Consider the following 16,082-nt stretch of genomic DNA (forward strand, 5'->3'; position numbering starts at 1 on the left):
TATTAGGACTCGGAGGGGGTCAGGAAGCAACCTCCGTCGGACTGCTTGCGTCCAAGTGCACCCACGTAAGGAAATCGAGGGCACCAGCGTGAACATCGAGACAGCGCTCAAGGAAGCCATGAGCATCGACGGGGCCCTCGGCGCCGCCCTGGTCGACTACGAAAGCGGCATGTCGCTCGGCGTGCTGGGCGGCGGACCGCACCTGGACCTGGAGCTGGCGGCGGCCGGGAACACCGAGGTGGTCCGTGCCAAGCAGCGCACGCTGAAGTCCATCGGCCTCGACGACGAGATCGAGGACATCCTGATCACGCTCGGCGGCCAGTACCACCTGATACGGCCCCTGACCAGCGCGGGCGGCTCGCTCTTCCTCTACCTCGCCCTGGACCGCAGCCGCAGCAACCTCGCGCTGGCCCGGCACAGCCTCCGGAAGGTCGAGAGCGAGCTGGAGGTCTGACCCGCGGACGCCCTGACGCCCCGGCCGTGCGCGGGCCGGGGCGCCGACGCCCAGTCGGTAAGCGCGCTGCGGTGACGGGCGTAGCGTAGAGGGCATGACGACGTACGGCTCCTTCCCCGGCACGCGGCCGCGGCGGCTGCGCACCACCCCCGTCATGCGGCGCATGGTCGCCGAGACCCGGCTGCACCCCGCGGACTTCATCCTCCCGGCGTTCGTCCGCGAAGGCGTGACCGAGCCCGTGCCGATCGCCGCCATGCCCGGTGTCGTCCAGCACACCCGGGACAGCCTGAAGAAGGCGGCCGCGGAGGCCGTCGAGGCGGGCATCTCCGGGATCATGCTGTTCGGGGTGCCGGAGGAGAGCAAGAAGGACGCCCTCGGCACGCCCGGCACGGACCCCGACGGGATCCTCCAGGTCGCGCTGCGCGACGTGCGGGCCGAGGTCGGCGACGAACTGCTGGTGATGTCCGACCTGTGTCTCGACGAGACGACCGACCACGGGCACTGCGGGGTGCTCGACGCCGAGGGGCGCGTGGACAACGACGCCACCCTGGAGCGGTACGCCGAGATGGCCCAGGTGCAGGCCGACGCCGGCGCCCATGTCGTCGGGCCCAGCGGGATGATGGACGGGCAGATCGGCGTCGTCCGCGACGCGCTCGACCAGATCGGGCGTGAGGACGTCGCGATCCTCGCCTACACCGCGAAGTACGCCTCCGCCTTCTACGGCCCTTTCCGGGAGGCCGTCGGGTCCTCGCTCAAGGGCGATCGCAGGACCTACCAGCAGGACTCCGCCAACGCGCGGGAGTCGCTGCGCGAACTGGCCCTCGACCTGGAGGAGGGCGCCGACATGGTGATGGTCAAGCCGGCCGGGCCCTACCTCGACATCCTCGCGCGGGTCGCCGACGCCGTGGACGTGCCGGTCGCCGCCTACCAGATCTCCGGCGAGTACTCGATGGTCGAGGCCGCCGCCGAGAAGGGCTGGATCGACCGCGACCGGGCCGTTCTGGAGACGCTGACCGGCATCAAGCGGGCCGGCGCGCAGAACATCCTCACCTACTGGGCGGTCGAGGCCGCCCGGATGCTGGACTGAGCGACGGGAAGTCCATGCCCCCTGCCGGTGGGATCCGGCCGGGGGCACTTTCAATTCGCGGGCGGCGTTGGGTTGTTGACGGAATCCGTCCTTCGCCGACCATCCGGGAGACGTTCATGTCCGATGACACCCTCAGCCAGGACCCCGCCGAGCTGAGAAGAAGGATCGACACCTCCAGGGCACACCCGGCCCGGGTCTACGACGTCTTCCTCGGCGGCAAGGACAACTACCCCGTCGACCGGGCCGCCGCGGCCGCCGCGCTCGCCGCCAACCCGCGCGGCTACCTCGACGTACGGCACAACCGCGACTTCCTGCGCCGCGCCGTGCGCACGCTGGCCGAGGAGGACGGCATCCGCCAGTTCCTCGACATCGGCACCGGCCTGCCCACCGCGGAGAACGTCCACCAGATCGCCCAGCGGATCTCCCCCGACTCCCGGGTCGTCTACGTCGACAACGACCCGGTCGTCCTCGCCCACGCCCGCGCCCTGCTCACCAGCGGACCCGAGGGCCGGACCGACTACATCGACGCCGACTTCAAGAACCCGGCACAGATCCTCGAACAGGCCTCGAAGACCCTGGACTTCGACCAGCCGATCGCCCTGTGCCTGGTCGCCCTCCTGCACTTCATGGAGGACGAGGAGGCCTACCCGATCGTGCGCGAGCTCGTCGAGGTGCTGCCCTCCGGCAGCCGTCTGGTGCTCAGCCACCTCACCGAGGACCTCAACCCGGAGAACATCCGGGCGGTCCAGCGGACCTACACCGAGCGCGGCTTCACCTTCGTGCTGCGCACCCGCGCCGAGGTCGAGCGGTTCTTCACGGAGGCCTCCCTGGACCTGGCCGAGCCGGGTGTGGTCCCCGTCCACCACTGGCGCTACGACCACGCGGCCCCCGTCCCCGAGCTGCCCGACGCCGCCCTGCTGGAGACCCTCGACGACATCGAGAAGGTCCGCTACGCCGATATCAACGACGTCACCGACGCCGACATCAACGTCTACGCGGGCGTCGGCACCAAGGCCTGAGCCGGGCCGGCGGCGGGCCGGAGGCCGGCGGCCGAGGGGCCCTCGTCGCGTACGCCCTCGCCGTCCCGGCAGCCGCCGAGCGCGGTCGCGGCGACCAGGGCCAGGGCGGCCGCCGCCAGGAGACGACGGCGGCGGCCGGCGGCCGGGGTGCGGTGCGTGACGGACATACGAGGGCTCCCTTGACGATCTCGGCGCGATGGAGGGGCGGGGGCGGTGTTCCTGAGGTGCCCTCAGCCTGTGGGCCGGGCCGTCCGGACCACCAGACCTGACCGGGGATTCGGGACGCCCGGTCCCGGTCCACCCCTGTGGCCTGCGCGGATCCCGTCCCATGGGACGGCGGTACGGGACGGCTGGGACCCGGGCCCCGGCGCCGTCCGGATCGTGGAATTACGGGTGTAGGCGGCACGTACCTCTCTACGCTCCGGCCAGGACGAGGATCAGCCCAAGGAGCCGTCGATGACCGTCACCCCCGCCCCCGCCTCTGCCCCCGCCCCGTTGCCGCCGCTCGCGGCCCGCGCCCGCGCCGTCGGCGGGTCACCCGTGCGGGAGATCCTCGCGGTGACCGCCCGCCCCGAGGTGATCAACTTCGCGGGCGGGCTGCCGGCCCCCGAACTGTTCGACCGGGAGGGCATCGCCGCCGCCTTCCGGGCGGTCCTGGAGGAGGCGCCGGAGCGGGCGTTGCAGTACTCGACGACCGAGGGCGAGCCGGCGCTGCGGCGGCGGCTGGCGGCCCGCCTCGCCGCGCGGGGCCTGCCCACCGCGGCGGACGACCTCCTCGTCACCACCGGCTCCCAGCAGGCGCTCTCCCTCATCGCGAGCGCCCTGATCGACCCCGGGGACACGATCCTCGTCGAAAGCCCCTGCTATCTGGCGGCACTTCAGGTGTTCGGGCTGGCCGGGGCGCGGGTGCTGGCCGTGCCCGGCGACGAGGACGGGGTGGACCCGGCCGCCCTGGAGGCACTCGTCCGCGCCGAGCGGCCCAAACTCCTCTACCTCGTCCCGACCTTCCAGAACCCCACCGGCCGCACCATGCCCGCCGCCCGCCGCGCCGCCCTCGCCACGGCCGCCGCCCGGCACGGCCTGTGGATCGTCGAGGACGACCCCTACGGCGACCTGCGCTACGACGGCGACCAGGTCCCCTGGATCGCGTCCTTCCCCGGAGCCGAGGACCGGGTGGTCCTGCTCGGCTCCCTCTCCAAGGTCATGGCCCCCGGCCTGCGGCTCGGCTGGCTCCGCGCCCCCGACGGGCTGCGCCGCGCCTGCACGGTCGCCAAACAGGCGGCCGACCTGCACACCCCGACCCTCAACCAGCTCGCCGCCGCCCGCTACCTGGACGTGCTCGACGTCCATGTCGCCAAGGTCCGCGCGGTGTACGGCGAACGCCGGGACGCCATGCTCGCGGGGCTCGCCGACGCCCTTCCGGCCGGCTCCACCTGGAACCGGCCCGAGGGCGGCATGTTCCTCTGGGCCCGGCTCCCGTCGTCGTACGACACCACCGCGCTGCTCCGCCGCGTGGTGGACCACCACGTCGCCTACGTCCCCGGCGAGCCCTTCTACGCCGCCGACCCCGACCGCTCGACCCTGCGGCTGTGCTTCGTGACGCAGACGCCGGAGGAGATCGGGGAGGGGCTGGCGAGGCTGTCCGAGGGGCTGGGCGGCTGAGCGCTCCGCCGGAGAAGCCGTGGCAGGTCGGATGCCGACCGCGGCGCCGCCGTGGCTGGTCGCGCAGTTCCTCCCCCAGCCTTCGGCCGGGGGTACCCCCAGCACCCCTTCGGGGCGCTGCCGAACCCAGCCCGGTCGGTCAGCTCAGTCCCACCAGAAGTGCCACAGCCGCTCGCCGACCAGCTGCCCGGCGTACGACGCGAGGGTGTCGTCGGTGCCGGGCAGCACGGCGTACGGGCAGAACGCGAGGTGTTCAGCGGCGACCGCCTCCGCCTCGTCGAGGTCGGCGGGCGGGGCGGCGACCGAGACGGCGAGGTGGTCGAAGCCGAGCGCCACCAGACGGGCGCCGAAGCGGTCCTCCCAGGAGCGCAGCACCGCGCACAGCCGGGCCACGTCCTCCTCGTAGTTCACCGGGCCGCTCCAGCCGATGGCCGCGGGTATGTCCGCGCTGCGCCGGGCCGACACCAGCGCCAGGTGCGGCTCCTTCAGCCAGGGCCGGCCCTGGCTGAGCGCGTCGGCGACATCGGCGGCCCGCGTGTCGGGGTCGGCGACCAGCACCGGGGCGGCGGCCAGCCCCGGCCACTCCTCGCCCTCCGACAGCTCCTCCTCCCAGTACTCCTCCAGCACCTCGTCGGCGTCGTGGTCCCCCGGGTAGGACGTCTCACCGGGGGCGAGCTCCCAGTCGTCGACCTCGGACACGTCGATGAGCACCGGCAGCAGCCCCGCTCGGGCGGCCGGCGTGCCGAGCGCGGTCCAGGTCCCGGGCCCGGCGGGCTGTCCGGCGTACCACAGCAACGGCTCGTGCCACGGGCCGTCGAGCGTGTCGTCGAGCAGTGCCCCGGGCGGGAGTTGAAGCCCCAGGGACCGGCCGCTCGGGTCGGTCGCCAGCTTGGGCAGCGGGTTGGGAAGAGTCGCCATGCCAGTGACTGTAAGGGCGCCCACTGACAACGACGGACGCGCCCGCCTGAAGCGGGAGGCGAACACGGCGCGAGCGGCCGGGCGACCTGGAGAGCGAGGGCGGGGCGGGACGGGGAGCGGGCGGTGCCGGGGCACCGGCGGCGGTGCTCAGCCCGCCGGTTCCGTCAGCATCCGCCAGCCCGGGGCGTAGTTTCCGTGCAGGATCAGGGACGCCGCGCCCACCGCGCCCACGGTGGCGCCGATGACGCTCTGTTCGACGCTGATCGGGCGCAGCGCGCGGGCCACCGCCGTGCGGTTGACGGCGGCCTCGATCTCCGCGAGGAGGACGGGTTCGATACCGCGCAGCGCCTCGCCGCCGAGGACGATGCGGTCGACGTCGAGGAGGCTGGCGGCGCCCCGGGCGGCCTGGCCGATGCGGCGGGCGGCCCGGCGTACGACGTCCACCGCGTCGGGGTCGTCGGCGCGGACGGCGCCGCGCAGGGCCTTCCAGTCGTCGTGGAGGGTCTCGGGTGTGCCGGTGAGGCCGATGCGGGCGGCCGCTTCGGGGCCGTACCGGCGCAGCAGGTCGTCGATGATCGCGGCGGGGGAGCAGTAGGGGCCCAGGCAGTCCGTGCCGCCGCACGGGCAGCGGCGGTCGCCGGGCTCGACCGGCATGTGGGCGAATTCCCCGGCGTTGCCCGAATCACCGTGCAGGACGGTGTTGTTGAGGACGACCCCGGCGCCGATGCCGGTGCCGAGGTAGACGAAGAGGAAGCTGCCCGCGCGGGCCTCGCCGCCGATCCAGCGCTCGCCTATCGCGGCGGCGGTGGCGTCGTTGTCCAGGGCGACGGGGAGGTTCGTGGCCGTCTCGAACATCCGCACCAGGGGGACCCTGCCCCAGCCGGGGAGGTTCGGCGGTGAGACCACGGCCCCCTGGGCGCCGTCGAGCGGTCCCGGGGCGGCGATACCGAGGCCGAGCAGCCGGGCCGGGTCCACCCCGGAGCGGGCGAACAGGCGCAGGGCCGCGCGGGAGACGCGGTCGACGACCTGTTCCGGGTCCTCGGGGGCGACCAGGCGCTGGCGGCGGCCGGTGATCACCTCGCCGGCCAGGTTCACCACGACGATCACCGCCGAGTCGGGGTCCAGGTGGACGCCGATCGCGTAGGCGCCGTCGGGGCGCGGGGAGAGCAGGGTGCGCCGCTTGCCGCCGCTGGAGGGGGCCTGGCCGGTCTCGGTGACCAGGCCGGCGTCGAGCAGTTTGCGCACGACGTTGGAGACGGTCTGGTTGGTCAGGCCGGTGAGCGCGGCCAGCTCGACGCGGCTGACCGGGCCGCGGGTGCGGATGGCGTCCAGGACGACGGCCTGGTTGTAGCCGCCGACCCGGGGGAGATTGGTCCCGCCGAGCATCGTCACCGTGCCGCCTCCGCTGCCGTCAGGGCGCCGGTCGGGCGCCGCACCATGCTGCCTGCCGCGGGCCGGAACCCGCGCCGGGTTTTCGTCTCCGCCATGACCGTCATGTGACGGGTACCACGTTTGAGATGCGTGGAAGTGGCTGGAAAAAATGTCGATCAGGGATGGAAGTCGCCGCCACCAGCTCGAATCTCACTGGTTCAGATCGCCTTCCGATACTCATGTACCGCTGTCTGGCAGGGACTTTACACGTCGGAAGCATTGACTTCATCCATCCATTGGATTTAGCTACCGCCCACAGAACCTGGCCGAAAGACGGTCGGGTCGCGCGGGGTGGCGCAAGGGGACGCCCTCCCGGCAGGAGTCGTCGCGACCCGTATGCCTGGCGGCTTCCCTAGGTTTCGCGTTTCCGGAGGGACCACGTGCGTTCGAAACTCATCACCGCCGCGGCCGTCACTGCCGCCACCGCTCTCGCCGCAAGCGGCTGCAGCTCGGGCTCCTCGGGGAGTTCGAGCAAGTCGATCAAGGTCGTGTACTGGCAGAACCTGGACAGCACCAGCAAGCTCCAGGCGAACTTCCTGGCCTCGATGGTGAAGGAGTTCACCAAGGCCAACCCGGGCACCAAGGTCAACCTCGTCCCGGTCACCGCCTCCGAGAACGACTACTACACGAAGATCCAGCTCATGATGCGGTCCCCTGCGACCGCCCCCGACCTGGTCTACGAGGACACCGCCCTCATCAACTCCGACATAGCCGGCGGCTACCTCAAGCCGCTGGACGCCTACACGGCCAAGTGGTCCGACTGGTCCCAGTACGCGGCCGCCGCCAAGACCGCCGTCACCGGCGCCTCCGACAACAAGGTCTACGGCGTCCCGGACAACACCGACACCCGCGGCATCTGGTACAACAAGCAGCTCTTCACCAAGGCCGGTATCTCCGTGCCCTGGCAGCCCAAGACCTGGGCCGACGTGCTGACCGCCGCCCGGAAGATCAAGTCCGAGCTGTCCGGTGTCACCCCGCTCAACCTCTACACCGGCACCGCCGGCGGCGAGGCGTCCTCCATGCAGGGCTTCGAGATGCTGCTCTACGGCACCCCGGCCGGCGACAAGTCCCTGTACGACGCGAGCCAGAAGAAGTGGGTCGTCGGCAGCAAGGGCTTCAAGGACGCCCTGGACTTCGTCCACACCGTCTACAGCGAGAAGCTCGGCCCGTCCGTCTCCGACGCCCTCGGCGCCAACTTCGGCACCACCGTCGGCACCGAACTGATCCCCGCCGGCAAGCTCGCCATGGACATCGACGGCTCCTGGATGCCCAACAACTGGAGCTCCTCCAGCGCCAAGCCGTGGAAGGACTGGGAGTCCGTGATGGGTGAGGCGGCCATGCCGACCCAGAACGGCCAGGCGCCCGGCTCGACCAGCATGTCCGGCGGCTGGGCCTGGTCCATACCGGCCAAGGCCGGCAACCCCGACCTCGCCTGGAAGTTCCTGGAGTCCGTCCAGACCAAGACCAACTCCGCCCAGTGGAACGCCCTCAACGCGACCATCGCCACCCGCACCGACGTCGCGAGCGACCCGACCTACCTCAACGCGGTCCCCACCAACAAGTTCTTCACCGGGCTGGTCGCCGACACCCACTACCGTCCCGGCCTGCCCGCCTACAACCAGGTCTCCACCGCCATCCAGAAGGCCATGGAATCGGTGACCACCGGACAGGCCTCCGTCGACAAGGCGGCAGCCACGTTCGACAACGATGTCAAGTCCGCTGTCGGCGACGACAAGACGGTCAAGGGCACCTCGTGAGCACGCTGACCACCGCACCCCCCGGGACCGACGGCGACCGCCGGTCCCGGGGGGTGCCCCCCGCCGCCCAGAGCCTGCTGCGCGGGCTGCCGCTGCTGCCGTCGGTGCTGCTGCTGGCCGTGTTCCTGGCCGGGCCGATCGGGTACTGCGTGTACTACGCGTTCACCGACATGCAGCTCACCGGCGCCTCCGGCACCCACTTCACCGGCTTCGCCAACTTCACCCGCGCCTTCCACGACGCCGACTTCCTCAACGCCGTATGGCTCACCCTGGTGTTCGTCGTCGGATCGGCCGTCGTCGGACAGAACACGCTGGGCCTCGCGCTCGCCGTCCTCATGGAGAAGGCGGCCAAACCGGTCCGCTCGATCGTCAACGGGGTCGTCATCGCCGCCTGGGTGCTGCCCGAAGTCGTCGCCGGCTACCTGATGTACGCCTTCTTCTACAGCCAGGGCTCACTGAACTCGATCCTGTCGGCCCTGCACCTGCCGCAGCAGAACTGGCTCTACACCCTGCCGATCCTCGCGGTCTGCCTCGCCAACGTCTGGCGCGGTACCGCCTTCTCCATGATGGTGTTCTCCGCCGCCCTCAACGACGTGCCCCAGGAACTCACGGAGGCCGCCGAGATGGACGGCGCCGGCCCCTGGCAGCGGTTCTTCCGGGTCACCCTGCCCGTCATCCGCCGCTCGATCCTCACCAACCTGATGCTGATCACGCTCCAGACCCTGTCGGTCTTCGGCCTGGTCTACACCATGACCCGGGGCGGCCCCGGCAACAAGAGCCAGACCCTGCCCGTCTTCATGTACCAGCAGGCCTTCCAGAACAGCCTCATCGGCTACGGCACGGCGATCGCGCTGGTGCTGCTGCTGGTCGGCGCCCTGTTCTCCGCCGTGTACATCCGGCTGCTCAAACTGGAGGACGACTGATGGCCGTCGCCGCCACCACCACGCCGAAGACCGGTACCACCCCGGTCACGGCCGCACCCCGGACCCTCCGGCGCCGCCGCCCCCGGCCCGGCAGAGCGGTCGTCAACGTCCTGCTGCTCGCCGTCTCGCTGGTCTACGTCCTGCCGCTGCTGTGGATGCTGGTCGCCTCCGTCAGCAACCTCAACAGCTTCCGGCTCGCCCTGCCCGACGCGCTGACGCTGGACAACTTCGACGCGGTCCTCAACGTCGACACCACCTACCGGCCGATGCTCAACAGCCTGCTGCTGTGCGGCTTCGCCACGCTCGTCACCGTGGTCGTGTCCATCCTGGCCGCGTATCCGCTCTCGCGGTACCGGTCCCGGCTGCGGCGGCCGTTCCTGTACACCATCCTGTTCTCCACCGGGCTGCCCATCACCGCCGTGATGATCCCCGTCTACAGCATGTTCGTGCAGGTCAACCTGATCGACTCGATGCCCGGTACGACCCTGTTCCTGGCCGCGTCCGCGCTGCCGTTCGGGATCTGGCTGATGAAGAGCTTCATGGACGGGGTACCGCTCGTCCTGGAGGAGGCCGCCCGCATCGACGGCGCCGGGGCGATGACGGTGCTGTGGCGGGTGGTGCTGCCGCTGATGCGCCCGGGTGTCGTGGTCGTCACCATCTTCACCTTCATCGGCATGTGGGGGAACTTCTTCGTCCCCTTCATCCTGCTGCTGTCGCCGGAGAAACTCCCCGCGTCCGTCAGCGTGTTCACGTTCCTCAGCGCGCACGACCAGACGCAGTACGGGCAGTTGTCGGCGTTCTCGATCATCTACTCGCTGCCAGTCGTGATGCTCTACCTCATCCTGTCGCGCAAGCTCGGCGGCGGCTTCGCACTCGGCGGCGCGCTCAAGGGCTGAAGCCCCGAAAGCCCCCTGGAACCCCCCACCCCCACGGAGAAAGAAACCCATGCACAACGACCGTGAAGTCACCGAGCAGCGACTGGACCGGGTGCTGGAGCAGCGCATCCGGCCCGCCGTGCACGCCCGGTCGGTCCCCCTCCAGGTCGAGGTCTGGGACGTGTCCGGCGAACCCGTCCCCGTGTCCGAGGGGCTCGACGCCCCGTACCGGCCGGCGCGGACCGGCGACCGCTGGGGCCCCGCCTGGACGACCAGCTGGTTCAGGGTCAGCGGTACCGTGCCCGCCGAGTGGGCCGGGCTGCCCGTCGAGGCCGTGCTCGACCTCGGGTTCGCCACCCACTCCGCCGGGTTCTCCGCCGAGGGGCTCGTCTACCGTGCCGACGGCACCGCCATCAAGGCCCTCAACCCGCGCAACACCTGGCTCCCGGTGACCGAATCGGCCGTGGGCGGCGAGGAGTTCACCGTCCACATCGAGGCCGCCGCCAACCCCGTCGTGATGCACACCGCGCCCGGCGAACTCAGCTTCGGCCCCACCTCCGTCGGCGGCCGTGCCCCCTGGCTCGGCGACCCGGCAGCCGACCCCGGCGAACCCCTGTACCGGCTGCGCCGCCTCGACCTGGCCGTCGTCGACCGGCCGGTGTACGAACTCGTCCAGGACCTCGAAGTCCTCGGCCAGCTGATGCGCGAACTCTCCCCCGACAGCCCGCGCCGCTGGCAGATCCTGCGCGCGGTCGACCGGGCCCTGGACGCCGTCGACCTCCAGGACGTCTCCGGTACGGCCGCCGCCGCCCGCGCGGCACTGGCCCCCGCGCTCGCCGCGCCCGCCAACGCCAGCGCCCACCGCATCTCCGCCGTCGGCCACGCCCACATCGACACCGCCTGGCTGTGGCCGCTGCGCGAGACCGTCCGCAAGGTGGCCCGCACCGTCTCCAACGTCACGCAACTCATGGACGACCACCCGGAGTTCAAGTTCGTGATGTCCCAGGCGCAGCAGCTCGCCTGGCTCAAGGAGCACCGGCCCGAGGTGTACGCACGCGCCCAGGAGAAGGCCAAGGCCGGGCAGTTCCTGCCCACCGGCAGCCTCTGGGTCGAACCCGACACCAACATCTCCGGCGGCGAGGCCCTGGTCCGGCAGTTCGTCCACGGCAAGCGGTTCTACCTGGAGGAGTTCGGCGTCGAGACCGAGGAGATGTGGCTGCCGGACACCTTCGGCTACAACGCGGCGCTCCCGCAGCTGATGAAGCTCGCAGGGGTCCGCTGGTTCCTCACCCAGAAGATCTCCTGGAACACCACCAACAAGTTCCCGCACCACACCTTCTGGTGGGAGGGTATCGACGGCACCCGGATCTTCAGCCACTTCCCGCCCGTCGACTCCTACAACGGCGAACTGTCCGGCGCCGAAGTCGCCCACAGCGTACGGAACTTCCAGGACAAGGGCGCCGTCAACAGCTCCCTCGTCCCGTTCGGCTACGGCGACGGCGGCGGCGGCCCCACCCGCGAGATGCTGGCCCGCGCCGCCCGGCTCGCCGACCTGGAGGGCTCGGCCCGCGTCGAGATCGAGGGCCCGGCCGACTTCTTCGCCCGCGCGGAACAGGAGTACGCGGAGGCCGGCGGCGCCCCCGTCTGGTCCGGGGAGCTGTACCTGGAGTTCCACCGCGGCACCCTGACCAGCCAGCTCGCCACCAAACAGGGCAACCGGCGCAGCGAACACCTGCTGCACGAGGCCGAGTTGTGGGCGGCGACGGCGGCCGTCCGGGACGGCCACCCGTACCCGTACGAGGCGCTCGACCGGCTGTGGAAGACCGTCCTGCTGCACCAGTTCCACGACATCCTGCCCGGCACCTCCATCGCCTGGGTGCACCGGGAGGCGGAGGAGACGTACGCCGCCGTGGCGAGGGAACTGGAGGACATCGTCGGCGCGGCCCAGCGGGCCCTGGCCGGTGCCGGCTCGGACACCCCGCTCGTCTTCAACGCGGCCCCGCACGCCCGCGCCGGGGCCCCGGCCATGGGAGCCGCCCCGCGTACGACGGCGACCGAGGACACCCCCGCCCTTCCGCACCCCGACGGCCTCGTCCTCGACAACGGCGTGGTCCGGATCGTCGTCGACACCGACGGACTGGTCGCCTCCGCCTACGACATCGCCGCCGGCCGCGAGGCCCTCGCCCCCGGCACCCGGGGCAACCTGCTCCAGCTGCACCAGGACTTCCCCAACCAGTGGGACGCCTGGGACATCGACGCCTTCTATCGCAACAACGTCCGCGACCTGACGGCGGCGGAGTCGGTGACGGCCCTCCCGGGCGGTGGCGTACGGGTGGTCCGCACGTTCGGCGACTCCCGTGTCGAACAGACGCTGACCCTGCCGCCGGGCACCCGACGGCTGCTCGTGGACACGGTCGTCGACTGGCACGAACGGGAGAAGCTGCTCAAGGCCGCCTTCCCGCTGGACCTGCGGGCCGCGCACTCCAGCGCCGAGATCCCCTTCGGCCACGTCGACCGCCCCACCCACACCAACACCAGCTGGGACGCCGCCAAGTTCGAGGTCTGCGCCCACCGCTTCCTGCACGTCGGCGAACCCGACTGGGGCGCCGCCCTGGTCAACGACTCCACCTACGGCCACGACATCACCCGGGACGTCCGGCCCGACGGCGGCACGACCACCACGGTCCGCCTCTCCCTGCTGCGCGCGGCCCGCTTCCCCGACCCCGACCAGGACCAGGGCACCCACCGGCTGCGCTACGCCCTCGTCGTCGGCGCCGACCTCCACGACGCCGTCCGCGAGGGCTACCACCTCAACCTGCCCGAGCGCGTCCTGCCCGGCAGCGGCCCGGTCGAGCCCCTGATCGCGGTCGACAACGAGGGTGTCGTCATCGAGACGGTCAAACTCGCCGACGACCGCAGCGGCGACATCGTCGTCCGCCTCTACGAGGCGCACGGGGTGCGCGCCAGGGCCACCCTGACCCCGGGCTTCGCCCTGGACTCGGTGACGGTGACCGACCTCCTGGAACGCCCGCTGGAGGACCCGGCGAGCTGCGCGGTGACGGAGGCGGGAGAGATACGGCTGAGCCTGCGGCCGTACCAGATCCTGACGGTGCGGCTGCGGCGCGCCGAGGAGGCGTAGCCACCGCGCCCGGATACCTGGCGACGCGGTGCGGCCGTCCCGCCGCTTCGTCCCGTGGGACGGTGTCGGCGCAGGTCAGAGCGGGTGACGTCCCAGGAGGCCGTCACTTCTCCGACAGCCGTGGCGGAGCCGGCCGGGCGGGCCGCACCGTGGTGGCGGCACCGGTTCGCCGAACGGACCGGGCGCCGACCCACGACCTGAAAGAGGAACGCATGCGATCGAACGTTCTGGCCCGGACCCTCGTCGGAATCACCGCCGTCGCCGGCCTCGCCGCCGGATCCCTGGCGACCGCGGGCACCAGCTTCGCCGCGCCGGTCTCGCAGCCGGCGGTGAGCGTGCAGGCCGCCACCCTGGCCTCGTACGAGAACTTCGGCCTGACCACCGCCGAGGCCAAGAACGTGCAGGACTTCCTGGCGGACTACTGGGGCTACACCGACAGCATCGACGGCCAGCTCGGCACCAACAGCTGGAAGGCGTTCCAGCGCTGCCTCAAGACGTACTGGGGCTACACCGGTGACATCGACGGCGACCCCGGCACCAACACGATCAAGGCACTCCAGCGCCTGCTGAAGGCCGACTACGGCTACACCGGTGACATCGACGGCATCGCCGGCTCGGGCACCCGCGCCGCCTTCAAGCGCTTCGCCGCCTGACAGCCGTAACACCCGCACCATCCGTACGACGGCGGGTGTCCGCTTCTCCCGGGGGAAGGAGCGGACACCCGCCGTCGTCGCGGTGCGGACGCTCAGAGCCGCTCGGGCGTCCTGATGCCCAGCAGGGACATGCCCTGGTGGAGGGTGCGGGCCGTCATGTCGCACAGGAGGAGGCGGTTCTCCGCCACGTCCTGCGGCGGCTGCGGCTTGATCACGGGGCACTTGTCGTAGAACGACGTGAACAGGGACGCCAGTTGGTACAGGTACGCGGCCAGCTTGTGCGGGGCGTACTCCGCCGCCGCCTCGAAGACCGTGCCGCCGAACGCGTCCAGGTGCAGGCCCAGCGCCCGCTCCGCCGCGTGCAGGTCCAGCTCCGGGTGGGCGGCCGGCCGGACCTCGCCCGCCTTGCGGAGGATCGACTGGATACGGGCGTACGCGTACTGGAGGTAGACGCTCGTGTCGCCGTTCAGCGAGACCATCTGGTCCAGGTCGAACTTGTAGTCCCGGTTCGGCGACGTCGACAGGTCCGCGTACTTCACGGCGCCGATGCCGACCTGCTGGGCCCGCTCCTGGATCTCCGCCTCGGTCAGGTCCTGGGCCTTCTCCCGGACCACCTCGGCGGCCCGCTGCACGGCCTCGTCCAGCAGGTCCTCCAGCCGTACGGTCTCGCCCTCACGCGTCTTGAACGGCTTGCCGTCCGCGCCCAGCACCGTGCCGTAGCCCATGTTGTGCGCGGTGACGTCGTCGGTGAGCCAGCCGGCCCGCCGCGCCGTCTCGAAGACCATCTTGAAGTGCAGCGACTGGCGGACGTCCACGACGTAGATCAGGGACGTGGCGTGCAGGCCGGCCACCCGGTTGCGGATCGCGGTCAGGTCGGAGGCCGCGTAGCCGAAGCCGCCGTCCGCCTTCTGCACGATCAGCGGGACCGGCTGGTCGTCCTTGCCCCGGATGTCGTCGAAGAAGACCACGAGCGCGCCCTCGGAACGGACCGCGACACCCGACTCCTCCAGGAGGCGGGCGGTCTCCGGCATGCCGTCGTTGTACGCCGACTCGCCGACGATCTCGTCGTCCCGGATCTCCATGTCCAGCTTCTCGAAGACCGAGTAGAAGTAGACCTTCGACTCGTCCACGAACCGCTGCCACAGGTCCAGGGTCTCCTTGTCGCCGGACTGGAGGGCGACCACCCGCTTCCGCGCCCGCTCCTTGAAGTCCTCGTCCGTGTCGAAGACCGCCCGGGACGCCTTGTAGACCCGGTTCAGGTTCGACATGGCCTGCTCGCCGTCCGTGTCGGTCTCCGCGGACAGCTCGGCCGGGTTCTCGATCAGGTACTGGATGAGCATGCCGAACTGGGTGCCCCAGTCGCCGATGTGGTGCCGGCCGATGGTCTGCTCGCCGGTGAAGTCGAGCATGCCGCGCAGGGCGTCGCCGATCACCGCGGAGCGCAGGTGGCCGACGTGCATCTCCTTGGCGACGTTCGGCTGGGCGTAGTCGATGACCGTGATGCCCGGGTCGGCCTTGGCCGCCACGCCGAGCCGGTCGCCGTCCGCGTACCGCGCGGCCAGGTTCTCGGTGATCGCCCGGTCGGAGAGGGTGATGTTGAGGAAGCCGGGGCCGGAGACCTCGACGTCCTGGATCAGGTCCGCGCCGGTGGTGATGTGCGAGACGACCTGCGTCGCCAGCTCCCGCGGGTTCGCCTTGGCCTTCTTGGCGGCGGCGAGGATGCCGTTCGCCTGGTAGTCGGCCCGGTCGCTGCGTCGCAGCAGCGGGTCGACGGAGGCCTGCGGCAAGGCTGCCGAGAGGGCGTCGGTGAGCTGCTGGTTGACGGAGTCGCTGAGGGGCGTGACCGGGGCCATGGGGTGGGAGCCGTTCTCCTCGGGGGGCTTGGTGTACGGGTCCAGTATTTCACGGGGGGTAAAGGGGTTTTCGCGGCGACGAGCTCGGGTGGTGGGCGGTGGGCGGTGGGCGGCCGGGCGCGGCGCCGTGGGGGCTGGTCGCGCCCACGCGGCGGAGCCGCACATCGATACGGCCCCGCGCCCCCGGACGGCGGCTTCGCCGCCCTTCAGGGGCGTCTCGGTAACCCGTTTTCGTGGATTCGGGGTCGGCTGGGAGAATGGAGCGGTCAGCCGTGCGACCGTATCGGCTGTCCCGTGCCAGAAAGAAGGAC

General features: G+C 71.3%; 13 protein-coding genes. 9 read left to right on the forward strand and 4 right to left on the reverse strand.

Annotated elements, in window-relative coordinates:
• The first annotated feature begins 88 nt into the window (after positions 1-88).
• From IEZ11_RS31565 to IEZ11_RS31575, 3 genes are all read left to right on the forward strand, one after another.
• Entirely contained in the window at positions 89-454 is a 366-nt protein-coding gene (locus tag IEZ11_RS31565) for a hypothetical protein (protein ID WP_189266356.1), read from the forward strand.
• A 94-nt stretch (positions 455-548) separates the two neighbouring features.
• Complete coding sequence (gene hemB, locus IEZ11_RS31570) at positions 549-1,541, forward strand: porphobilinogen synthase (protein ID WP_189266357.1); 993 nt, start codon at positions 549-551, stop codon at positions 1,539-1,541.
• 116 nt (positions 1,542-1,657) lie between these two features.
• Positions 1,658-2,560, forward strand: coding sequence for an SAM-dependent methyltransferase (locus tag IEZ11_RS31575; RefSeq protein ID WP_189266358.1), 903 nt, complete (start codon positions 1,658-1,660; stop codon positions 2,558-2,560).
• Here the strand turns inward: IEZ11_RS31575 and IEZ11_RS31580 are convergent.
• Complete coding sequence (locus IEZ11_RS31580; protein ID WP_189266359.1) at positions 2,533-2,727, reverse strand: hypothetical protein; 195 nt, start codon at positions 2,725-2,727, stop codon at positions 2,533-2,535. The genes IEZ11_RS31575 and IEZ11_RS31580 overlap by 28 nt on opposite strands.
• 289 nt (positions 2,728-3,016) lie before the next feature.
• On the opposite strand from IEZ11_RS31580, the gene IEZ11_RS31585 reads away from it, so the two are divergent.
• On the forward strand, positions 3,017-4,222 hold the full coding sequence (locus tag IEZ11_RS31585; RefSeq protein WP_189266360.1) for an aminotransferase-like domain-containing protein: 1,206 nt from the start codon (positions 3,017-3,019) through the stop codon (positions 4,220-4,222).
• A gap of 144 nt (positions 4,223-4,366) precedes the next feature.
• On the opposite strand, the gene IEZ11_RS31590 is transcribed toward IEZ11_RS31585, so the two are convergent.
• Positions 4,367-5,140: a DUF4253 domain-containing protein gene (locus tag IEZ11_RS31590; protein WP_189266361.1), complete on the reverse strand. Its 774-nt coding sequence runs from the start codon at positions 5,138-5,140 to the stop codon at positions 4,367-4,369.
• Positions 5,141-5,287: 147 nt separating this feature from the next.
• A complete protein-coding gene (locus tag IEZ11_RS31595; protein ID WP_189266518.1) occupies positions 5,288-6,526 on the reverse strand; it encodes an ROK family transcriptional regulator in 1,239 nt (412 codons plus the stop codon).
• 425 nt (positions 6,527-6,951) lie between these two features.
• Between IEZ11_RS31595 and IEZ11_RS31600 the strand changes: the two genes are divergently transcribed.
• The 5 genes from IEZ11_RS31600 to IEZ11_RS31620 all read left to right on the forward strand — a co-directional run bounded on the left by IEZ11_RS31600 (position 6,952) and on the right by IEZ11_RS31620 (position 13,918).
• The gene (locus IEZ11_RS31600) at positions 6,952-8,328 is read left to right on the forward strand and encodes an extracellular solute-binding protein (RefSeq protein WP_189266362.1); all 1,377 of its coding nucleotides are present in this window, start codon (positions 6,952-6,954) and stop codon (positions 8,326-8,328) included.
• Positions 8,329-8,333: 5 nt separating this feature from the next.
• Positions 8,334-9,251, forward strand: a complete 918-nt coding sequence (locus IEZ11_RS31605; protein ID WP_189266519.1) for a carbohydrate ABC transporter permease — start codon at positions 8,334-8,336, stop codon at positions 9,249-9,251.
• Positions 9,251-10,147, forward strand: coding sequence for a carbohydrate ABC transporter permease (locus IEZ11_RS31610; RefSeq protein ID WP_189266363.1), 897 nt, complete (start codon positions 9,251-9,253; stop codon positions 10,145-10,147). The genes IEZ11_RS31605 and IEZ11_RS31610 overlap by 1 nt, the downstream gene beginning before the upstream one ends.
• 49 nt (positions 10,148-10,196) lie before the next feature.
• The gene (locus IEZ11_RS31615; protein WP_189266364.1) at positions 10,197-13,265 is read left to right on the forward strand and encodes an alpha-mannosidase; all 3,069 of its coding nucleotides are present in this window, start codon (positions 10,197-10,199) and stop codon (positions 13,263-13,265) included.
• A gap of 212 nt (positions 13,266-13,477) precedes the next feature.
• Positions 13,478-13,918: a peptidoglycan-binding domain-containing protein gene (locus tag IEZ11_RS31620; RefSeq protein ID WP_189266365.1), complete on the forward strand. Its 441-nt coding sequence runs from the start codon at positions 13,478-13,480 to the stop codon at positions 13,916-13,918.
• Positions 13,919-14,010: 92 nt separating this feature from the next.
• Here IEZ11_RS31620 and argS read toward each other — a convergent pair whose 3' ends face one another.
• Positions 14,011-15,771: an arginine--tRNA ligase gene (argS, locus tag IEZ11_RS31625; protein ID WP_189266366.1), complete on the reverse strand. Its 1,761-nt coding sequence runs from the start codon at positions 15,769-15,771 to the stop codon at positions 14,011-14,013.
• Positions 15,772-16,082: the final 311 nt, after the last annotated feature.

The sequence above is a fragment of the Streptomyces fuscichromogenes genome, assembly GCF_014645815.1.
GTDB classification, from domain to species: Bacteria; Actinomycetota; Actinomycetes; order Streptomycetales; family Streptomycetaceae; genus Streptomyces; species Streptomyces fuscichromogenes.

Coding starts and splice junctions, on each gene's coding strand:
- hemB (WP_189266357.1), top strand. CDS start 549: ATGACGACGTACGGCTCCTTCCCCGGCACGCGGCCGCGGCGGCTGCGC.
- IEZ11_RS31575 (WP_189266358.1), top strand. CDS start 1,658: ATGTCCGATGACACCCTCAGCCAGGACCCCGCCGAGCTGAGAAGAAGG.
- IEZ11_RS31580 (WP_189266359.1), bottom strand. CDS start 2,727: ATGTCCGTCACGCACCGCACCCCGGCCGCCGGCCGCCGCCGTCGTCTC.
- IEZ11_RS31585 (WP_189266360.1), top strand. CDS start 3,017: ATGACCGTCACCCCCGCCCCCGCCTCTGCCCCCGCCCCGTTGCCGCCG.
- IEZ11_RS31590 (WP_189266361.1), bottom strand. CDS start 5,140: ATGGCGACTCTTCCCAACCCGCTGCCCAAGCTGGCGACCGACCCGAGC.
- IEZ11_RS31595 (WP_189266518.1), bottom strand. CDS start 6,526: ATGCTCGGCGGGACCAATCTCCCCCGGGTCGGCGGCTACAACCAGGCC.
- IEZ11_RS31610 (WP_189266363.1), top strand. CDS start 9,251: ATGGCCGTCGCCGCCACCACCACGCCGAAGACCGGTACCACCCCGGTC.
- IEZ11_RS31615 (WP_189266364.1), top strand. CDS start 10,197: ATGCACAACGACCGTGAAGTCACCGAGCAGCGACTGGACCGGGTGCTG.
- IEZ11_RS31620 (WP_189266365.1), top strand. CDS start 13,478: ATGCGATCGAACGTTCTGGCCCGGACCCTCGTCGGAATCACCGCCGTC.
- argS (WP_189266366.1), bottom strand. CDS start 15,771: ATGGCCCCGGTCACGCCCCTCAGCGACTCCGTCAACCAGCAGCTCACC.